At 59.1% G+C, this 18,037-nt stretch carries 18 protein-coding genes; 15 read left to right on the top strand and 3 right to left on the bottom strand.

The window, feature by feature from the left end; translation table 11 throughout:
• Positions 1-8 precede the first annotated feature (8 nt).
• Positions 9-554 (top strand): 1,2-dihydroxy-3-keto-5-methylthiopentene dioxygenase, encoded by a 546-nt coding sequence (locus ACEN9A_RS20755; protein ID WP_018925203.1) that lies wholly within the window; start codon positions 9-11, stop codon positions 552-554.
• A 4-nt stretch (positions 555-558) separates the two neighbouring features.
• On the top strand, positions 559-1,242 hold the full coding sequence (gene mtnC, locus ACEN9A_RS20750) for an acireductone synthase (RefSeq protein ID WP_258670281.1): 684 nt from the start codon (positions 559-561) through the stop codon (positions 1,240-1,242).
• A gap of 75 nt (positions 1,243-1,317) precedes the next feature.
• Here mtnC and ACEN9A_RS20745 read toward each other — a convergent pair whose 3' ends face one another.
• A complete protein-coding gene (locus tag ACEN9A_RS20745) occupies positions 1,318-1,596 on the bottom strand; it encodes a DUF3509 domain-containing protein (RefSeq protein WP_018925205.1) in 279 nt (92 codons plus the stop codon).
• Positions 1,597-1,939: 343 nt separating this feature from the next.
• Here ACEN9A_RS20745 and ACEN9A_RS20740 point away from each other — a divergent pair, with 343 nt between their 5' ends.
• From ACEN9A_RS20740 to ACEN9A_RS20695, 10 genes are all read left to right on the top strand, one after another.
• The gene (locus tag ACEN9A_RS20740; RefSeq protein WP_258670280.1) at positions 1,940-3,778 is read left to right on the top strand and encodes a long-chain-acyl-CoA synthetase; all 1,839 of its coding nucleotides are present in this window, start codon (positions 1,940-1,942) and stop codon (positions 3,776-3,778) included.
• Between the two features lie 111 nt (positions 3,779-3,889).
• Complete coding sequence (locus tag ACEN9A_RS20735) at positions 3,890-4,408, top strand: ankyrin repeat domain-containing protein (RefSeq protein WP_019648228.1); 519 nt, start codon at positions 3,890-3,892, stop codon at positions 4,406-4,408.
• A 232-nt stretch (positions 4,409-4,640) separates the two neighbouring features.
• Complete coding sequence (locus tag ACEN9A_RS20730; RefSeq protein ID WP_007940803.1) at positions 4,641-5,171, top strand: hypothetical protein; 531 nt, start codon at positions 4,641-4,643, stop codon at positions 5,169-5,171.
• A gap of 83 nt (positions 5,172-5,254) precedes the next feature.
• Positions 5,255-5,446, top strand: a complete 192-nt coding sequence (locus tag ACEN9A_RS20725; protein WP_007940802.1) for a PLDc N-terminal domain-containing protein — start codon at positions 5,255-5,257, stop codon at positions 5,444-5,446.
• Positions 5,447-5,598: 152 nt separating this feature from the next.
• Positions 5,599-6,474 carry a polyamine aminopropyltransferase gene (gene speE / locus ACEN9A_RS20720; protein ID WP_258670278.1) on the top strand — a complete coding sequence of 292 codons (876 nt, stop codon included), beginning with the start codon at positions 5,599-5,601 and terminating at the stop codon, positions 6,472-6,474.
• Between the two features lie 155 nt (positions 6,475-6,629).
• Positions 6,630-6,863 (top strand): hypothetical protein, encoded by a 234-nt coding sequence (locus ACEN9A_RS20715; RefSeq protein ID WP_019648231.1) that lies wholly within the window; start codon positions 6,630-6,632, stop codon positions 6,861-6,863.
• Positions 6,864-7,078: 215 nt separating this feature from the next.
• Positions 7,079-7,420: a ribonuclease E inhibitor RraB gene (locus tag ACEN9A_RS20710; RefSeq protein WP_018925210.1), complete on the top strand. Its 342-nt coding sequence runs from the start codon at positions 7,079-7,081 to the stop codon at positions 7,418-7,420.
• A 504-nt stretch (positions 7,421-7,924) separates the two neighbouring features.
• Entirely contained in the window at positions 7,925-9,334 is a 1,410-nt protein-coding gene (locus ACEN9A_RS20705) for a circularly permuted type 2 ATP-grasp protein (RefSeq protein ID WP_018925211.1), read from the top strand.
• Between the two features lie 12 nt (positions 9,335-9,346).
• The gene (locus ACEN9A_RS20700) at positions 9,347-10,297 is read left to right on the top strand and encodes an alpha-E domain-containing protein (protein WP_258670274.1); all 951 of its coding nucleotides are present in this window, start codon (positions 9,347-9,349) and stop codon (positions 10,295-10,297) included.
• Positions 10,294-11,103: a transglutaminase family protein gene (locus ACEN9A_RS20695; RefSeq protein WP_258670272.1), complete on the top strand. Its 810-nt coding sequence runs from the start codon at positions 10,294-10,296 to the stop codon at positions 11,101-11,103. The genes ACEN9A_RS20700 and ACEN9A_RS20695 overlap by 4 nt, the downstream gene beginning before the upstream one ends.
• 153 nt (positions 11,104-11,256) lie before the next feature.
• Here the strand turns inward: ACEN9A_RS20695 and ACEN9A_RS20690 are convergent, their stop codons facing one another.
• Positions 11,257-12,069, bottom strand: a complete 813-nt coding sequence (locus ACEN9A_RS20690) for a c-type cytochrome (RefSeq protein ID WP_258670269.1) — start codon at positions 12,067-12,069, stop codon at positions 11,257-11,259.
• Positions 12,070-12,664: 595 nt separating this feature from the next.
• Between ACEN9A_RS20690 and ACEN9A_RS20685 the strand changes: the two genes are divergently transcribed.
• The 3 genes from ACEN9A_RS20685 (at position 12,665) to ACEN9A_RS20675 (ending at position 16,896) form a co-directional block, all read left to right on the top strand.
• On the top strand, positions 12,665-13,870 hold the full coding sequence (locus ACEN9A_RS20685) for an acetyl-CoA C-acetyltransferase (protein ID WP_019648234.1): 1,206 nt from the start codon (positions 12,665-12,667) through the stop codon (positions 13,868-13,870).
• 38 nt (positions 13,871-13,908) lie between these two features.
• Positions 13,909-16,053 carry a 3-hydroxyacyl-CoA dehydrogenase NAD-binding domain-containing protein gene (locus ACEN9A_RS20680; protein WP_258670266.1) on the top strand — a complete coding sequence of 715 codons (2,145 nt, stop codon included), beginning with the start codon at positions 13,909-13,911 and terminating at the stop codon, positions 16,051-16,053.
• Positions 16,054-16,161: 108 nt separating this feature from the next.
• On the top strand, positions 16,162-16,896 hold the full coding sequence (locus ACEN9A_RS20675; RefSeq protein WP_258670264.1) for an amidotransferase: 735 nt from the start codon (positions 16,162-16,164) through the stop codon (positions 16,894-16,896).
• Between the two features lie 84 nt (positions 16,897-16,980).
• On the opposite strand, the gene ACEN9A_RS20670 is transcribed toward ACEN9A_RS20675, so the two are convergent.
• Complete coding sequence (locus ACEN9A_RS20670; protein WP_019648237.1) at positions 16,981-17,952, bottom strand: magnesium and cobalt transport protein CorA; 972 nt, start codon at positions 17,950-17,952, stop codon at positions 16,981-16,983.
• Positions 17,953-18,037 lie beyond the last annotated feature (85 nt).

The following is an 18,037-nucleotide window of genomic DNA, read 5'->3' as shown; positions in this document are numbered from 1 at the left end:
TTGCCCTGATGAGCAGCCTGTCCGTTTACCACGTCTCAAGCCCTGACATTCCGAACAAGGTGCTGACCCACTTTGAAGACATCGCCTCGACCCTGGCCGAGCAGGGCGTGCGTTTCGACCGTTGGCAAGCCGCAGCGAAAATCCAGCCTGGCGCCAGTCAGGAAGAAGTGATCGCCGCGTACCAGGAGCAAATCGACAAGCTGATGACCGAGCGCGGTTACATCACCGTCGATGTGGTCAGCCTGAACAGCGATCACCCGCAAAAAGCCGAGTTGCGTGCCAAGTTCCTCGATGAGCACCGTCATGGCGAAGACGAAGTGCGATTTTTCGTCGCTGGCCGTGGCTTGTTCACCCTGCACATCGACGATTACGTGTACGCCGTGCTCTGCGAGAAGAACGACCTGATCTCGGTGCCTGCCGGCACAAAGCACTGGTTCGACATGGGTGAAAACCCGCATTTCGTCGCAATCCGCCTGTTCAACAACCCCGAAGGCTGGGTGGCCAACTTCACCGGCGATGACATCGCCAGCCACTTCCCGTGTCTTGAGGACTGAACCGATGCCGATCAAAGCGATTCTCACCGACATCGAAGGCACCACCAGCGCGGTGAGTTTTGTGTTCGACGTGTTGTTTCCGTACGCGGCCAAACACCTGCCGGACTTCGTTCGCGAAAATGCCGAACGTGCTGACGTCGCCGAACAGCTTGCCGCCGTTCGTCGTGACAGCGGTGAACCACAAGCCGACGTCGAGCGGGTTATCGAAAACCTCTTGGGCTGGATCGCCGAAGACCGCAAGGCCACGCCGCTCAAGGCGTTGCAAGGCATGGTCTGGGAGCAGGGGTATCAGGCCGGGCAGTTGAAGGGTCATGTTTACCCGGACGCCGTTGAAGCGCTGAAACGCTGGCATCAGGAAGGCTATCAACTGTTTGTTTATTCCTCTGGGTCGATTCAGGCGCAAAAACTGATTTTCGGTTGTTCGGAGGCGGGGGATCTGTCGCCACTGTTCAGTGGCTATTTCGACACCACTTCAGGGCCCAAGCGCGAAGCGCAGTCCTACCAGCGCATCACCCAGGCGATTGGTGTCGAGGCTTCGCAGATTCTGTTTCTGTCCGACATCGTTCAGGAACTGGACGCGGCGCACACGGCCGGCATGGCAACCTGTGGCCTGGCCCGCGAGGGCGGGGAATTGGCAGGGCATGTGACGGTGGACAGTTTTGCCGGGATCAATCCTTCTGCCTTTTAAGCATCAGCCGTAGAAACAACTCAGGCCGTGAAGCGAAAGCTCTCACGGCCTGATCGTTTATAGCGCTGTTACGGGTTACGCCGAGTGATAGGTCGGCAGCGCGAACCGTTGCTGGCTTTGCAGCATGGAAATCTGCGGCAGTTCACTGGCCTGTTCGGCGACGTCACGGCGAATCGCGCTGATGACCCATGACAGCTGATCGCCGGCATGCAATTGCTGGTAGGAAATCGAACGTTTGAAGACTTTACCGTCGTGGCTGCGCAGGGTCAGCAGAATGCCGCCATCCGGCCGGGGCTGGGTGGTCACTTCGAAGTTGGAGAACAGCGACGAAAATTTTTCCTGGATCAGGCTCATGTCTATCAGCTCCATTTTGTGCTTGAAGGGCAACATGGAGGGGTAGTTGCAGTGATTGTGCCAGCACCTATATTTTTAAAATTTCATATAAATCAGTAAGTTATATTTTTATGATTTTTTGGCTTTCGTGCAATTTGCATGAATGGCCATCGTGCATCCTGCATTTTGCGAGATCGGCGACAATTGGACGGAACCAATTGCAACGCCGGAGTTCCGGCTTCCCAAGTATTCGGCTGTGGATACAAAACATTGCAAAAACCGCGTGTACAGCTCAAGAAGCCCTGACGTATTTTCGGCCTCAATCAACGCCACCCGACAATAAGAAGATCGAACGGGAGCAACCATGAGCCGCACGCTGCACGACACGATTACCTGGGGCATGATGCTCCGCAAGCTGCCTTCCATTGCCAAAGCCATCCCTCGCGTGGTGAAGGGCATGAAAGTCGCCAACGTCAAGGACCCGACCCAACCGTGTGGTCTCGGCTGGAGCTTCGAGCAGGCGACGTTGCGCAATCCCGATGGCCCGGCATTGCTGCAGGGCGACGTGATACTCACTTATGCACAGGCCAATCAGTGGGCCAATCGCATCGCCCATCACCTGATTGCCCAAGGCATCGGCAAGGGCGATGTGGTCGCGGTGTTTATCGAGAACCGTGTGGAACTGCTGGTGACGATATTGGCGGTGGCCAAGGTCGGTGCGATCAGCGCCTTGCTGAATACCTCCCAGACCCGCGATACCCTGGTTCATAGCCTGAATCTGGTGGCGCCTGTAGGGATTGTGGTCGGAGAAGAGCTGGTTCCGGCCTTCAATGCGGTCCGCGAGCGGGTGGCCATCGATGTGGCGCGCACCTGGTTTGTCGCCGATCAAGACACTGACCGTGATCCGGGCAAAACGCCCGATGGTTTCATTAACCTGATGGCGGCCAGCTGCGACGCGCCCAGTGACAATCCCGTCAGCAGCCGGCAGGTTTTTTTCGACGACCCTTGTTTCTATATCTACACCTCGGGCACTACCGGGTTGCCCAAGGCCGGGGTGTTCAAACACGGCCGCTGGATGCGCAGCTCCGCCAGCTTCGGGCTGATCGCCCTGGACATGCAGCCGCAGGACGTCGTCTATTGCACCTTGCCGCTGTACCACGCCACCGGGCTTTGCGTGTGCTGGGGCTCGGCGATCAGCGGGGCGTCGGGGTTTGCCATCCGCCGCAAGTTCAGCGCCAGCCAGTTCTGGAGCGACGTGCGCAAATACCGGGCGACCACCCTCGGGTACGTTGGCGAATTGTGTCGCTACCTGGTGGATCAACCGCGTAGCGTCGACGACAGTCGGCACAGCGTGAGGAAGATGATCGGCAATGGTCTGCGCCCCGGCGCGTGGAGCGAGTTCAAGACGCGGTTTGCCGTCGACCATATCTGCGAGCTGTACGCCGCCAGCGACGGCAATATCGGCTTCACCAACATCCTCAACTTCGACAACACCATTGGCTTTTCCCTGATGTCCTGGGAGCTGGTGGCGTACGACCACGACAGCGGCGCCCCCACGCGGGATGCCAAGGGGTTCATGCGCAAAGTGGCCAAGGGCGAGCAGGGGCTGTTGTTGGCGAGGATCGACGATAAGGCGCCTCTGGACGGCTACACCGATCCGCAGAAGACCGCAAAAGTGGTGCTCCACGATGTGTTCGTGAAGGGCGACCGTTACTTCAATACCGGTGACCTGCTGCGCAACATCGGTTTCGGTCACGCGCAGTTTGTCGATCGCTTGGGGGACACCTACCGCTGGAAGGGCGAAAACGTCTCTACCACCGAGGTCGAGAACATCCTGTTGCAACACCCGCACATCGCCGAAGCCGTGGCCTATGGCGTGGAAATCCACAATACCAACGGGCGGGCGGGAATGGCGGCCATTACACCGGCCGAATCCCTGGCGACCCTGGATTTCAGTGAGTTGCTGGCGTTCGCCAGGCAACAAATGCCGGCCTATGCGGTGCCACTGTTCCTGCGGGTGAAAGTGAAAATGGAAACCACCGGGACCTTCAAATACCAGAAGACCCGGCTCAAGGACGAAGCCTTCGATCCGAGCAAAACCGGCGATGACCCGATTTATGCCTGGCTGCCGGGCACCGAAACCTACGTGCGAGTCACCGAGCAGGTGCTGGCGGATATTTACGGAGGCAGGCATCGCTATTGAAAGGGTCGCTATTGAATATCGCTATGACCGTCCATGAGAAAAAACAAGTGACAGGTTCCGGAACGCTCGGGAAACTATCGGCTTTCCGATTGACCGAATGTGGAGTCCCCAATGTCAGACAAAAGCCGCCAGATGACCCCCGAAGAGGCTGCTGAATTTGCCGAACAGGTGTTCAACAAAGCGCGCGAGGGCGATGCGGCCATGATGGCTGCGCTGCTGACCAAGGGCCTGCCGCCGAACCTGCGCAACCACAAGGGCGACACTTTACTGATGCTCGCCGCGTACCACGGCCATGTCGACACCGTAAAAGTCCTGCTCGAACACAAGGCCGATCCCGAGATTCGCAACGACAACGGCCAGAGCCCGATTGCCGGCGCGGCATTCAAGGGTGATCTGGCGGTGGTCAAGGCGCTGGTTGAGGGTGGCGCTGAAGTGGAAGGTTCGTCCTTCGACGGACGCACTGCGTTGATGATGGCGGCGATGTTCAACCGCGTCGAAATCATCGACTACCTGATCAGCAAAGGCGCCGATCCGAAAGCCAAGGACGCCAATGGCGTGTCTGCGCTGGACGCGGCCAAGACCATGGGTGCGGCGGATACCACGGCTCAACTGCAAAAACTCCTGGCCTGACCTCTGTGGTGTCGCGGGGCTTTTGTGGCGAGGGAGCTCTGTGGCGAGGGGGCTTGCCCCCGTTGGGCCGCGAAGCGGCCCCCTTTTGGTATCTCAGTCAAACCCAGTTCTCTGGTTTAACGACTGCTTCGCAGCCGAACGGGGGCAAGCCCCCTCGCCACAGGCCCGCAATCCACCCTTGAATGCGTTATCCTTCGCGCCCTCAAAATTCCCTCGCTACAGGATCCACCTCATGAAAGCCGCACTCGTCGAACTCATCAGCAAAATCAGCTCCGGGTGCATGGGCGAGGACGAAATCCTGAAAATCGCTGACGAAGCGGCTCAGGCCTACGCCGATCCCGAGGCTTTTCTGGCGGCCAACCCAGATATCAACTACGACGACACCTTTCCGATCCCGTTGGGCGAGTGGGTTGTCGTCGGCAGTCTGCCGGAAACCGTGTTGTTCCAGGCCGACACCTACATGGACCTGTTCGCGCAGATCGTCGCCTCGTTCGGCCCCGGCGTTGAGTTCAACATCAAGCCCAAGCAACTGGCCAAAACCGAAGCCCTGACGGCGCTCAATCGCATTCAAGTGCAGATGAGCAGCCTGAACAAGGAAAACGGTGGCTACACCTTGATGAATTTCAGCCAGTTGCTCGACGACGAACTGCAAGTGGTGCTGGTCTATGGCAACGACGTGCCACGGGTGTTGGAACTGTGCGCCGAAGTCGGCATCGCCGCCGCGCCCTCCCTGGAAGCCCTGAAAGTGGCCATCCACGTCTGAAACCGTCTACAACGGTAATAAAACGGAACCCTCGCCAGGCCCGACTATCCTAAGAGTGCCTACCATTTTTTTGGAGCGACACCATGGGTTCCACGTTCAACACCCTGATCGGCCTGATTATCTTTGCCCTGGATATCTGGGCCATCATCAACGTGCTTAAAAGTGGCGCCGAAACCGGGATGAAAGTCCTGTGGGTGCTGTTGATCCTGCTGTTGCCGGTGCTGGGCCTGATCATCTGGGCCATCGCCGGGCCAAGAGGTGATGTGCGGATCTGACGATCTTCATCGCAGGAGCGAGCATCAGAAGGTTCGACCTGTCATGTTCCGCGACGTAGAATGCGCGCCTTTCCCGGTCAATCAAGGCGATCGATTGGCCATCATGGGCGGGTAACCGTCCGTTGCCACCCGCATTCATCGGAGCACTTCCCATGAGCAATACCCCAACCAGCGATTACCTGGAAACCCTCTACGAAGGCTATGGCCAGCGTTTTCGCATGGAAAAACTGCTGCACGAAGTGCGCACCGAACACCAGCACCTGGTGATCTTCGAAAACCCGCGCATGGGCCGGGTGATGGCGCTGGATGGCGTAATCCAGACCACCGAAGCCGACGAATTCATCTACCACGAAATGCTCACCCACGTGCCGATCCTCGCCCATGGCACCGCCAAGCGCGTGCTGATCATCGGCGGCGGCGACGGCGGCATGCTGCGTGAAGTGGCCAAGCACCGCAGCGTCGAGCACATCACCATGGTCGAAATCGACGGCACCGTGGTCGACATGTGCAAGGAATTCCTGCCGAACCACTCCAAGGGTGCGTTCGATGATCCACGCCTGAACCTGGTGATCGACGACGGCATGCGTTTCGTCGCCACCACCACCGAAAAGTTCGACGTGATCATTTCCGACTCCACCGACCCGATCGGTCCGGGCGAAGTGCTGTTCTCCGAAAACTTCTACCAGGCTTGCCACCGCTGCCTGAACGAAGGCGGCATTCTGGTGACCCAGAACGGCACCCCATTCATGCAAATCGAAGAAGTCAAAACCACCGCCGGTCGCCTGCGCAGCCTGTTCCCGGACTGGCACTTCTATCAGGCGGCCGTGCCGACCTACATCGGCGGCGCGATGACCTTCGCCTGGGGCGCAACCGATACCGCTTATCGCAAATTGTCCCGCGAAATCCTGCAACAGCGCTTCGCCGGCAGCGGCATCATCACTCGCTACTACAACCCGGAAATCCACATTGGTGCCTTCGCGTTGCCGCAGTACGTGCTGCAAGCGGTGAACAAACCTAGCAACGACTGATGCTTCGTCGATAAGAAAGGCCGTCGCCGGTGTGTGAGACACGCGGGTGACGGCCTTTTTTCATGTCTCGCTTTTAGGATCCCTTGGAACGATCGGCCAATGCACGAGTCGAGATAGATGTAAGCCCATCCATGGGTTTTACCGAGGAGGCACCGATGCAAAAGTGGAAAATCACTTTCGTGGATGAACACGGTGAATCAGTCGACGAACTCTTCGAGTGCGAGGAATGCCCGAATAGCGAGCAAGCCGCCAAACTCATTCGTGCCCGGCGCCTGCCGGTCGCAGCTGAACTTGATCTCAATGATCTGGAGGGGCGTACCGCTGATCCGACTGTCAAAAGTCTGAAATCCCAAAACAGCATTGAAATCCTCAGCATTACTCCAATTTGATACATCTCCTGTCACATTCACCACCAGGCCTTGGCAGCGGCTCTGTGTTGAGGCTACTCTGCAACCGAGATCAGCGAATGACTCGCTAAGGTCTGGTCTTGTCAGCTACATGCTTGTTTCCCGGCGGCAACCTCTGTTGTCGTATCGCTTTCATCAATCGATTGAAAGTGCAGGGAATACGGAAAGTCTATCCATCAGTCTGAGGGGGACGTTTCATGAGCACAGCCTATCAAGAAGACATCAGCAGCAGCGTGCTGCGCCGCATGAAAGAAGGCGGTTTCGATTTTTCACGATTCCATCCCATCGAGTTCTACGCCATTTTCCCGGACGAGGAGCGGGCACGCAGGGCGGCAGGTCATTTTTGTGGTGAATCCTTGAATGCCCAGATCAGCGCGCGTGACGACGGCGCGTGGTCGCTGGAACTGAGCAAAGTGATGTACGCCACCTACGACGGGATCGGCGACTTCGAGCAGGACTTCGAGGCGGTGGTCGAGCCTCTGGGCGGCATCATCGAGGGATGGGGCGTCAAACAGGAGATACGAGGGCTACTCGCATAAGCTTATGAACAGTGACACTTAGTAACGGCTGACCTTTGGGTTGGCCGTTTTTGTTTGTGGGTTTGGAAAGATCAAAAGATCAAAAGATCGCAGCCTTCGGCAGCTCCTACAGGGTGTACGCCGTTCCAATGTAGAAACGCTATCCCAATGTAGGAGCTGCCGAAGGCTGCGATCTTTTGATCTTGTTTTTATTTCACAACATTTCAGACAGGCAAAAAAAAAGCCACCTGAACAGGCGGCTAAAGGGAAGTTCGGTCATCTTTCCAGCGAATGCACGGATTATCCGCATCTCCCTCCCGAGCAGTGAAATCAACTCTGACTATGCTGCTGATAGGCGACAGCATTGCTTCGCCATGAAGCGGGGGCGATCAGGGTGGGGCATTTACCGCACAGGATTGGTGCGGTGCGCGCAGCGACATTATCCAACTGATTGATATCAAAGCGTTTCTGCCTATGGCACGGGCCTTGCGAAGGCCTGGATGTCCGTGTGACAAGGAGTACGGCATGATCCGCACCTTTTTTGATGAAATGTACGATGCCGGCGGCCAGGTCCGTCCGCATTATCGGGAGTTTGCCCGTTGGCTGGCCGAAACGCCTGACGAGCTTTTGGCACAACGGCGACGCGAGGCCGATCTGTTATTTCATCGTGCCGGGATTACCTTCACGCTCTATGGTGATGAGCAGGGGACAGAGCGCCTGATTCCCTTCGACACCATTCCCCGCAGCATCCCCGCCAGTGAATGGCGGGTCGTCGAGCGTGGCTGCATCCAGCGGGTAAAGGCATTGAACATGTTCCTTGCCGACCTCTATCACGAGCAGCGCATCATCAAGGCCGGCATCATCCCGGCCGAGCAAGTGCTGGCCAACGAGCAGTATCAGTTGGCGATGCAAGGGCTGGATCTGCACCGCGATATCTATTCGCACATATCCGGCGTCGACCTGGTGCGCGATGGCGACGGCACCTACTACGTGCTCGAAGACAACCTGCGTACCCCCAGCGGCGTGAGCTACATGCTCGAAGACCGCAAGATGATGATGCGCCTGTTCCCCGAGTTGTTCGCGGCCCAGCGCATCGCACCGATCGACCACTACCCGAACCTGTTGCTCGACACCCTGAAAAGCTCCAGCCCGATCGACAACCCGAGCGTGGTGGTGCTGACGCCGGGGCGTTTCAACAGCGCGTTTTTCGAGCATGCGTTCCTCGCTCGGGAAATGGGCGTTGAACTGGTGGAAGGCGCCGACCTGTTCGTGCGCGACGACAAGGTGTTCATGCGCACCACGGACGGGCCGAAAGCGGTCGATGTGATCTACCGTCGCCTCGACGATGCCTTCCTCGATCCGCTGGCGTTCAACCCCGACTCGATGCTCGGCGTTCCGGGGCTGCTGTCGTCCTACCGCTCCGGCAATGTGGTGCTGGCGAATGCCATCGGCACCGGGGTCGCGGACGACAAGTCGGTGTATCCCTTCGTCACGGACATGATTCGTTTCTACCTCGATGAAGAGCCGATCCTGAAGAACGTGCCGACGTGGCAGTGTCGTAATCCTTCGGAACTGTCCCACGTGCTGGCCAACCTTCCGGAGCTTGTGGTCAAGGAAACCCAAGGCTCCGGCGGTTACGGAATGCTGGTGGGGCCGGCGGCGACGGCGGCGGAAATCGAATCTTTCCGCGAGCGGATCAAAGCCAAACCCCACGCGTACATCGCGCAACCGACGTTGTCTTTGTCGACCTGTCCGACCTTTGTCGAAAACGGCATCGCACCGCGCCACATCGACCTGCGTCCGTTTGTATTGTCTGGCCGCGAAACCCGGGTTGTGCCCGGCGGTTTGACCCGAGTCGCCTTGCGCGAAGGCTCCCTGGTGGTGAACTCCTCCCAGGGCGGCGGAACCAAGGACACCTGGGTGGTCGAGGATTGAAGGAAGCTTTCCATGTTAAGTAGAACTGCCTCGGATCTGTATTGGATGTCGCGTTACCTGGAGCGGGCGGAAAACCTCGCGCGGATGCTCGACATCAGTTATTCGCTGTCGCTGATGCCCCAGGACGGTCGTGGCGACGGCTTGCACGAACTCGCGATGCCGTTGCTGATCACCGGCACGCTGGACGATTACCTGGAGCGCCACGGCGATCTGCATGCCGAACGGCTGCTGCATTTTTTCGCCCTGGACGCGGCCAACCCGGCGAGCATCTACAGCTGCCTCGGTGCCGCGCGAGCCAGCGCCCATGCGGTGCGTGGGCGAATCACTGCCGACATGTGGGAAAACGTCAACGCCACCTGGCTGGAAATTCGCGGGATCGCCGAACAGGGCTTGGGTCGCTACGGCATGAGCCGCTTCTGTGAGTGGATCAAGGAGCGTTCCCACCTGTTCCGCGGCGCTTCCTACGGCACGATCATGCGTAACGACGCGTTCCGCTTCATTCGTCTGGGCACCTTTATCGAAAGGGCCGACAACACCTTGCGCCTGCTCGATGCCCGTTACGAAATGGCCGGCGATCAGGCCGAAGCGGTCAGTGACGGCACGGCCCACGCCTATTACCAGTGGAGCGCCTTGCTGCGGGCCTTGTCGTCGTTCGAGGCCTACACCGAAATCTACCGCGACGCCCCCGGCGCCCGGCATGTCGCCGAGCTGTTGTTGCTGCGCGCCGATGTGCCGCGATCCCTGCGAGCCTGCACCGAAGAGGTCGACCAGATTCTCGCTCAACTGCCGGGGGCCAACGGCCGTCCCGCACAACGCCTGGCGGCGGAAATGGACGCGCGCCTGCGCTACACCGGTATCAACGAAATCCTCGACGAAGGCCTGCACGCCTGGCTGACCGAGTTCATCCCGCTGGTGCGCCAGTTGGGCAATGCCATACACAGTTCCTATCTGGAGGCTGCATGAGACTTTCCATTAGCCACGAGACCGCCTATCACTACGAAGATCAGGTGCGGGCGAGCATCCAGTACCTGCGACTGACACCTCACGACAGCGAGCGCCAGCACGTGCTGAGCTGGCAACTCGACCTGCCGCGCCCGGTGCGCGCGCAACTCGATCCGTTCGGCAACATCCTGCATGTGCTGACCCTGGATGAGCCGCATGAAGCGATCATCATCGGCGCACGTGGCCAGGTCGACATCGACGAGCTGCGCGAAGCCGAGCACGAGAGCCAGTCGGCGCTGCCGTTTTTGCGGTTCACCCGGCTGACCGAAGCCGACGAAGCCCTGCGTGCGTTTGCCGCGAAGGCGTGCAAACAACGCCGGGACCGTACGGCGCTGATCGATTTGATGCATGGCCTGAACCAGCACATGACCTACACGCCAGGTGCCACTGAAGTGGAGACCAGCGCCGCGCAAGCGTTCGCCGGGCGTTCCGGGGTCTGCCAGGACCATACCCATGTGTTTCTCGCCTGCGCCCGCAGCCTGGGCGTTCCTTCGCGTTATGTGTCGGGGTATTTGTACAGCGAGAACAGCGAGCACCTGGCCAGTCACGCCTGGGCGGAAGCCTGGCTGGATGACGCCTGGTATAGCTTCGATGTAACCAACGAACTGGCCCGCCCTGAGCGTCACTTGAAACTGGCCGTGGGCCTGGACTACCTCGACGCCTGCCCGGTGCGCGGCATGCGCCGTGGTGGTGGGTACGAGCAGATGCATGCGAAGGTGTTGGTCTCACCGACGCCTGCGCCGGTGATCTCCGTCCAACAGCAGTAGCAGTCATTCATTGTGGCGAGGGAGCTTGCTCCCGCTCGGCTGCGCAGCAGTCGCAAACCCGGCGAATGCGGTTTGCCTGACGGATCGCGTCGCCTGATTTGAGGGCCGCTTCGCGCCCCAGCGGGAGCGAGCTCCCTCGCCACAGGTGGATGTTTACTTGGCCGTAGACACCTTGCGTCCCGCCATGTGCTTCAAATACCCCACCAACAACTCCAGATCCCCCTCCGGCAACACCGTCGGCGAGAACCCGGGCATCTTCGCCTGCGGCCACTGGCGCAAGCTCTGCGGGTCACGGATGTAACGCTTGAGGAAGTCTGCGCCGAAATACTCGGTCGGGTTGAACGGAATATTCAGGTCCGGCCCGAACTGCGCGTCCCCCGCGCCATTGAGTCGATGACAGGCCAGGCAGTTCTTCTGAAACAGCGCAAAGCCCTTGTTCACCGGATGGTCCGCCTTCAATGCAGGATCGGGTAACAGGGCAGGGAAGCGCTCATCCACCGGGGCCATGCGCTTGATGCTCGCCACTTCGAACGGCCATTGCTCGGGGCTGATATTGCCCGCCTGCGGATCGGTCCAGACCAGATAGAACGGCCCGGCACTGTGTTTGCCCTCGGACAGCGGCGGCCACGGCTTGGCCGGGTCTTCAATCGCCAGCCAGGCCCGCGCGCCTTGGGTATTGAGCAACGGCGCGGCGGCCAGTTCGGCGGCAAAACCGTCCAGGGCCACGGCTTGCAAGTGGTCGTCAGGCTTGATGCCCGTCAACAACGCTGCCAACGGCACGGCGCGATAGCTCATGTCCCGTTTGTAGGAAACGTCGTTAGTGATCGTGATGGTCTGAACCTGAGGATGCTTGAGCAATTCCTCGGTCTGCCAGGTGCGAGGGTTCGCGCCCAGCTCAAGATTCAGCTGCGCGGCAGACAGAGGCGTGCTGAGCAGCAAGGCCCCAAACAGAATGAGCGCTTTCAATTGATCGTCGTCCCTGTCGTGGAAGTGCCGCAAAGGTTGGCACAGCCACGCCGGCCCGGATAGCGAGCCAGTCACATTTTTATCAGGCGAAATGAAAACCCCCGCTGCTCGATCAGCCAAGCACCTTGGTCAGGTTCGGCAAAATCAACAACAGCGTAGTAGCAAATAGAATGAGCCCGGCTTGACGTACTTTCGAATGTTTGAACATGGCTTGACCGCCTTTTTTGTTATTTCCTGGTTGCCTGCCTGCATATCTCCATGACGGCAGAGCGCTGCACTTCCTGTAGGACGAGAGCCTCGGCAAAACCCGACGACAACTTCGTACAGGTTTACATTAGGGCCCGCGTCACGCTTGGCTTAGATCCATTTCGTATGGCATTAGCAATAATCGCTGCCAAAAAGACATGAGGCCTATGGCCAGCTTCTTGGGCGCCCGTTGGCTAGACAGCTTGGTGACACGAATCGATTAATCCGATAGCTGACTACCGTTCGTCTGAGCGTGACCGTCAACGCCAATGAGCACTGTGGTCATTGAATCCACGGCTGCTCGGCATAAGGTGAGGGTATAGAGATCACCCTCAGGTTCGAGAACGCCATGACCCAAGCTTTGATATTCGACGCGTTACGCACGCCCCGTGGCAAAGGCAAGGCCAATGGCGCCTTGCACAGCGTCAAGCCAGTGAACCTGGTGGCCGGGCTGCTGACGGCGTTGCAGCAGCGCACCTCCCTGGACACCAGTCAGGTCGACGACGTGGTGCTTGGCTGCGTGACGCCTATCGGTGATCAGGGCGCCGACATTGCCAAGACCGCCACACAAGTGGCCGATTGGGACGTCAGCGTGGCGGGTGTGCAACTCAATCGCTTCTGCGCGTCGGGGCTGGAAGCAGTGAACCTGGGCGCGATGAAAGTGCGTTCCGGCTTCGAAGATCTGGTGGTGGTCGGTGGCGTCGAGTCGATGTCCCGCGTGGCCATGGGCAGCGACGGCGGGGCCTGGGCGCTGGACCCGGAAACCAACTTGCACAGCCATTTCACACCCCAGGGCGTGGGTGCTGACCTGATCGCGACAATCGAAGGTTTCAGTCGTCAGGACGTCGATGCCTTCGCGTTGCACTCGCAGCAGAAGGCGGCGCGGGCGCGGGCGAATGGTTCCTTCAACAAGTCGTTGGTGCCGGTGCAGGACCAGAACGGCATCATCCTGCTCGATCATGATGAGTTCATTCGCGCCGATTCGACGATGGAAGGCCTGGGCAAGCTCAAGCCGAGTTTCGAAATGATCGGGCAAATGGGCTTCGACGCCACGGCATTGCGGGTGTACAGCCAGGTCGAGCGGATCAACCACGTTCACACACCGGGCAACAGTTCCGGGATCGTTGATGGCGCGGCGCTGATGCTGATCGGCTCCGAAGCGAAGGGCCGGGCGCTGGGCTTGCAGCCACGGGCGCGGGTCGTCGCCACGGCGGTCACCAGCACCGACCCGACCATCATGCTCACCGGCCCGGCGCCGGCCACCCGCAAGGCACTGGCCAAGGCCGGGCTGCGGGTCGAAGACATCGACCTGTTCGAAGTCAACGAAGCGTTCGCCTCGGTCGTGTTGAAGTTCATCAAGGACATGGCCATCGACCCCGACAAGGTCAACGTCAACGGCGGCTCCATCGCCATGGGCCACCCGCTCGGCGCCACCGGTTGCGCGATTCTCGGCACGCTGCTCGATGAACTGGAAACCCGGCGCCTGCGCTATGGCCTGGCGACATTGTGTGTCGGCGGCGGCATGGGCATTGCCACCATCATCGAACGCCTCTGAGCCTGCGTTTAAGAAAATCCGACTCAAGGAAAATTGCCATGACCCAAGCCATTCGTTACGAAAAGGGCCAGGACCGGATCGTCGTCCTGACCATCGACATGCCGGGCCAGAGCGCCAACACCATGAACGCGGTCTACCGCGAGGCCATGGCCACCTGTGTCGAGCGGCTGGTCGCCGACAAGGATGCGATTGCCGGCGTGATCATCACCTCGGCCAAGAAAACCTTCTTCGCCGGTGGCGACCTCAATGAACTGATCAAGGTCGGCAAGCCCGAAGCCCAAGCCTTTTACAACATGGTGCTGACCCTCAAGGGCCAGTTGCGCACCCTGGAAACCCTCGGTAAACCGGTGGTTGCCGCCATTAACGGTGCGGCGCTCGGCGGCGGTTGGGAAATCTGCCTGGCATGCCATCACCGTGTAGCGCTCGACAACCCGTCGGTGCTGCTTGGCCTGCCGGAAGTCACCCTCGGCCTGTTGCCGGGCGGCGGCGGGGTGGTGCGCATGGTGCGCATGCTGGGCATCGAAAAAGCTCTGCCGTATCTGCTGGAAGGCAAGAAAATCCGCCCACAACAGGCGCTGCAAGCGCGGTTGATCGACGAGTTGGCCGCCGATCACGATGAATTGATGGCCAAGGCGCGGGCGTGGATTGTCGCGCACCCGGTGGCTGTGCAGCGTTGGGACGTGAAGGGTTATCAGATCCCTGGCGGTACGCCGTCGGATCCGAAGGTCATGCAGATGCTGGCCATCACGCCGTCGATCCTGCGCAGCAAAACCCAAGGCTGCCTGCCCGCGCCGGAGAAAATCCTCTGCGCTGCCGTGGAGGGCGCCCAGGTGGATTTCGACACCGCGCATCTGATCGAAACCCGCTACTTCACCGAACTGACTACGGGCCAGGTGTCGAAAAACCTCATCGGCACCTTTTGGTTCCAGCTCAATGAGATCAATGCCGGCGGTTCGCGACCTCAGGGCATAGCGCCTTACGTGACGAAAAAAGTCGGCGTGCTCGGCGCCGGGATGATGGGCGCGGGCATCGCGTTTGTCAGCGCCTCGGCCGGTATCGATGTGGTGCTCAAAGACATCAACCTCGCTGCGGCAGAGAAGGGCAAGGCCCACTCGGCGGCGTTGCTGGACAAGAAGGTTGCGCGCGGCCAATTGAGTCGGGAGCAGCGCGAGGCGATTCTGACGCGAATCCATACCACCGAAAATGATGCGGATCTGGCTGGTTGCGATTTGATTATCGAAGCGGTGTTTGAAGATCGCGAGCTTAAAGCCAGGGTCTCATCGGCAGCGCAAACCGTTGTCGGCCCGGACGCGGTGATCGCCTCCAATACCTCGACGTTGCCGATCAGTGGCCTGGCTACCGCCGTGCCAGACCAGAGTAAATTCATCGGCCTGCATTTCTTCAGTCCCGTGGAGAAAATGCCGTTGGTGGAAATCATCAAAGGCGTCCATACCAGCGACGAAACCCTGGCTCGCGGGTTCGATTTCGTCCTGCAAATCAAGAAAACTCCGATTGTGGTGAACGACAGTCGCGGCTTCTTCACGTCGCGTGTGTTCGGTACCTTCACCAACGAAGGCATCGCGATGCTCGGCGAAGGGGTGAGTGCGCCGATGATCGAGACCGAAGCGCGCAAGGCCGGCATGCCTGTCGGGCCTCTGGCGATCTCTGACGAAGTTTCCCTCAGCCTCATGAGCCATATCCGTCAGCAAACTGCCAAAGACCTGCAAGCGGAAGGGAAACCGCTGATTGAGCACCCGGCGTTCGCCGTGATTGACTTGCTGCTCAAGGAATTCAAGCGTCCGGGCAAGGCCGCTGGAGGTGGTTTCTACGATTACCCGGCCGCCGGGCAGAAACATTTGTGGCCGGAGCTGAAAACCCGCTTCGAGAAAGCTGATGGGCAGATTTCGCCTAAGGATGTGCGTGATCGACTGCTGTTCATCCAGGCCATCGAAACCGTGCGCTGTGTGGAGGAGGGCGTGCTGACCTCGACGGCGGATGTCAACGTCGGCTCGATCTTCGGCATCGGCTTCGCGGCCTGGACCGGCGGTGCGCTGCAATTCATCAACCAGTACGGCGTGAAAGACTTTGTTGCCCGCGCCCAGTACCTGGCCGAGCAATATGGCGAACGCTTCACGCCGCCTGCGCTGTTGCTGGAGAAAGCCGCCAAGGACGCGCTGTTCTGAGGAGGCGTTCTAAGGGACCGATGACGCCTTCCGGGGCTTGCCTTGCCACCGTGTTTCAAGGCAGGCTCTGGGGTGTGCATTATTCCCACCATGTGTCAGGTATTTTTTATGTCGTTACGCATCTGCATTCTGGAAACCGACATCCTGCGTCCGGAACTGGTCGATCAATATCAGGGTTACGGGCAGATGTTCCAGCGTCTGTTTTCGCAGCAACCCATCGCGGCCGAATTCACCGTATACAACGTGATGCAGGGCAATTATCCCAGCGATGACCTGACCTTCGATGCGTATCTGGTCACTGGCAGCAAGGCTGATTCCTTCGGCACCGATCCGTGGATTCAAACCCTCAAGACGTATCTGCTGAAACGCTACGAGCGCGGCGACAAGCTGCTGGGCGTGTGCTTCGGCCATCAACTGTTGGCGCTGCTGTTGGGCGGCAAGAGCGAGCGGGCGACCCAGGGCTGGGGCGTCGGCACCCACAAATACAAACTCGCGGCCAAGGCGCCGTGGATGAGCCCGGTGAGGGAAGAACTGACGTTGCTGATCAGTCACCAGGATCAGGTCACCGCGCTGCCGGAAAACGCTACAGTGATTGCTTCTAGCGATTTCTGCCCGTTCGCCGCGTACCACATCAACGATCAGGTGCTGTGCTTCCAGGGGCATCCGGAGTTCATTCACGATTACTCACGGGCGTTGCTGGATATTCGTCAGGAAGCGCTGGGCGAGCAGATTTATTCGAAAGGTATGGCGAGTCTTGAACACGAGCATCACGGCACTACCGTCGCAGAGTGGATGATGCGGTTTGTGGCGCACAAGCCTGAGACTGACTCGGTTAAGCCTTAAAAGCTTCGCGGGCAAGCCTCGCTCCTACGGATAACCCTGTATGAGCGAGGCTGCCCGAGAATTTTGCAGACGCCTAGGTTCCGACTATAACCACCCAGACTTTTTGAAGCTTGCCCACAAACCGACGCACCCAACGGTGATAAACCCCAGCACCGCGAAATACCCGTAATGCCAGCTCAACTCCGGCATGTTCTGGAAGTTCATCCCATAGATCCCGGCCACCGCGGTCGGGAATGCCAGAATCGCCGCCCATGCCGCAAACTTGCGCTGCACCACGCTCTGCCGTGACGCCTCCAGCAACACCCCGACCTCAATGGTCTGGCTGGCAATGTCCGCCAGGGTCGTCAGGTCTTCCATCTGCCGCGTGACATGAATCTGCACATCGCGGAAATACGGGCGCATGTTTTTGTCGATGAACGGAAAGCTCAGCTTTTGCAGTTCTTCACCGATCTCCACCATCGGCGCCGCAAACCGGCGCAAGCGCAATACATCGCGGCGCAGGCCGTGGAGTTTCTGGATGTCGCGCTCGTTCAGGGAACCGCAGATGACATTGCTCTCCAGCTCATCGATCTCGGCATGAATCGCTTCGCCCATCGGCTGGTAGTTTTCAATCACGAAATCGAGGATGGCATAGAGTACGAAATCTTCCCCATGCTCCAGCAACAGCGGACGTGCCTCACAGCGTTGTCGGACATGGGCGTAGGACGCCGAGTGACCATTGCGCGCGGTAATGATGTAACCCTTGCCGGCGAAGATATGCGTCTCGATGAACTGCAATTTGCCTTCATGGCGGATCGGCGAATACGTGACGATGAACAGCGCATCGCCGAACGTTTCCAGCTTCGGTCGACTGTGTTTTTCCAGGGCGTCTTCGATGGCCAGTTCGTGCAGGTTGAACTGGCGTTGCAGGTTGAACAGCTCCTGCGCATTGGGCTCTTCGAGGCCAATCCACACAAAGTGGCCAGGCTTGGCAGCCCAGGCAGCGCCTTCGTCGAGGGTGATGTTGGTGACTTTCTTACCGGCGCTGTAAACCGCAGCAGCAACGACTCTACCCATGATGATTCACTTCTTATCGGTCGCTTTCTATTGGTAAAGACTGGCGGTGCCAGGCAGGTTTCAGCTTAACCTTGTCTACTGCTTG

This window comes from Pseudomonas sp. Pseusp18 (genome assembly GCF_059506005.1).
Note: the sequence above shows the minus strand (reverse complement) of the source record. Positions and strands in the feature narration are given on the sequence as shown.

Excerpts from the sequence above, each read along its gene's own strand:
- ACEN9A_RS20730 (WP_007940803.1), top strand. The coding sequence starts at position 4,641 with ATGAAAGCCGCACTCGTCGAACTCATCAGCAAAATCAGCTCCGGGTGC.
- ACEN9A_RS20710 (WP_018925210.1), top strand. The coding sequence starts at position 7,079 with ATGAGCACAGCCTATCAAGAAGACATCAGCAGCAGCGTGCTGCGCCGC.
- ACEN9A_RS20715 (WP_019648231.1), top strand. The coding sequence starts at position 6,630 with ATGCAAAAGTGGAAAATCACTTTCGTGGATGAACACGGTGAATCAGTC.
- ACEN9A_RS20740 (WP_258670280.1), top strand. The coding sequence starts at position 1,940 with ATGAGCCGCACGCTGCACGACACGATTACCTGGGGCATGATGCTCCGC.
- ACEN9A_RS20670 (WP_019648237.1), bottom strand. The coding sequence starts at position 17,952 with ATGGGTAGAGTCGTTGCTGCTGCGGTTTACAGCGCCGGTAAGAAAGTC.
- ACEN9A_RS20675 (WP_258670264.1), top strand. The coding sequence starts at position 16,162 with ATGTCGTTACGCATCTGCATTCTGGAAACCGACATCCTGCGTCCGGAA.
- ACEN9A_RS20725 (WP_007940802.1), top strand. The coding sequence starts at position 5,255 with ATGGGTTCCACGTTCAACACCCTGATCGGCCTGATTATCTTTGCCCTG.
- speE (WP_258670278.1), top strand. The coding sequence starts at position 5,599 with ATGAGCAATACCCCAACCAGCGATTACCTGGAAACCCTCTACGAAGGC.
- ACEN9A_RS20705 (WP_018925211.1), top strand. The coding sequence starts at position 7,925 with ATGATCCGCACCTTTTTTGATGAAATGTACGATGCCGGCGGCCAGGTC.
- ACEN9A_RS20695 (WP_258670272.1), top strand. The coding sequence starts at position 10,294 with ATGAGACTTTCCATTAGCCACGAGACCGCCTATCACTACGAAGATCAG.
- ACEN9A_RS20685 (WP_019648234.1), top strand. The coding sequence starts at position 12,665 with ATGACCCAAGCTTTGATATTCGACGCGTTACGCACGCCCCGTGGCAAA.
- ACEN9A_RS20745 (WP_018925205.1), bottom strand. The coding sequence starts at position 1,596 with ATGAGCCTGATCCAGGAAAAATTTTCGTCGCTGTTCTCCAACTTCGAA.
- mtnC (WP_258670281.1), top strand. The coding sequence starts at position 559 with ATGCCGATCAAAGCGATTCTCACCGACATCGAAGGCACCACCAGCGCG.
- ACEN9A_RS20755 (WP_018925203.1), top strand. The coding sequence starts at position 9 with ATGAGCAGCCTGTCCGTTTACCACGTCTCAAGCCCTGACATTCCGAAC.
- ACEN9A_RS20735 (WP_019648228.1), top strand. The coding sequence starts at position 3,890 with ATGTCAGACAAAAGCCGCCAGATGACCCCCGAAGAGGCTGCTGAATTT.
- ACEN9A_RS20680 (WP_258670266.1), top strand. The coding sequence starts at position 13,909 with ATGACCCAAGCCATTCGTTACGAAAAGGGCCAGGACCGGATCGTCGTC.
- ACEN9A_RS20700 (WP_258670274.1), top strand. The coding sequence starts at position 9,347 with ATGTTAAGTAGAACTGCCTCGGATCTGTATTGGATGTCGCGTTACCTG.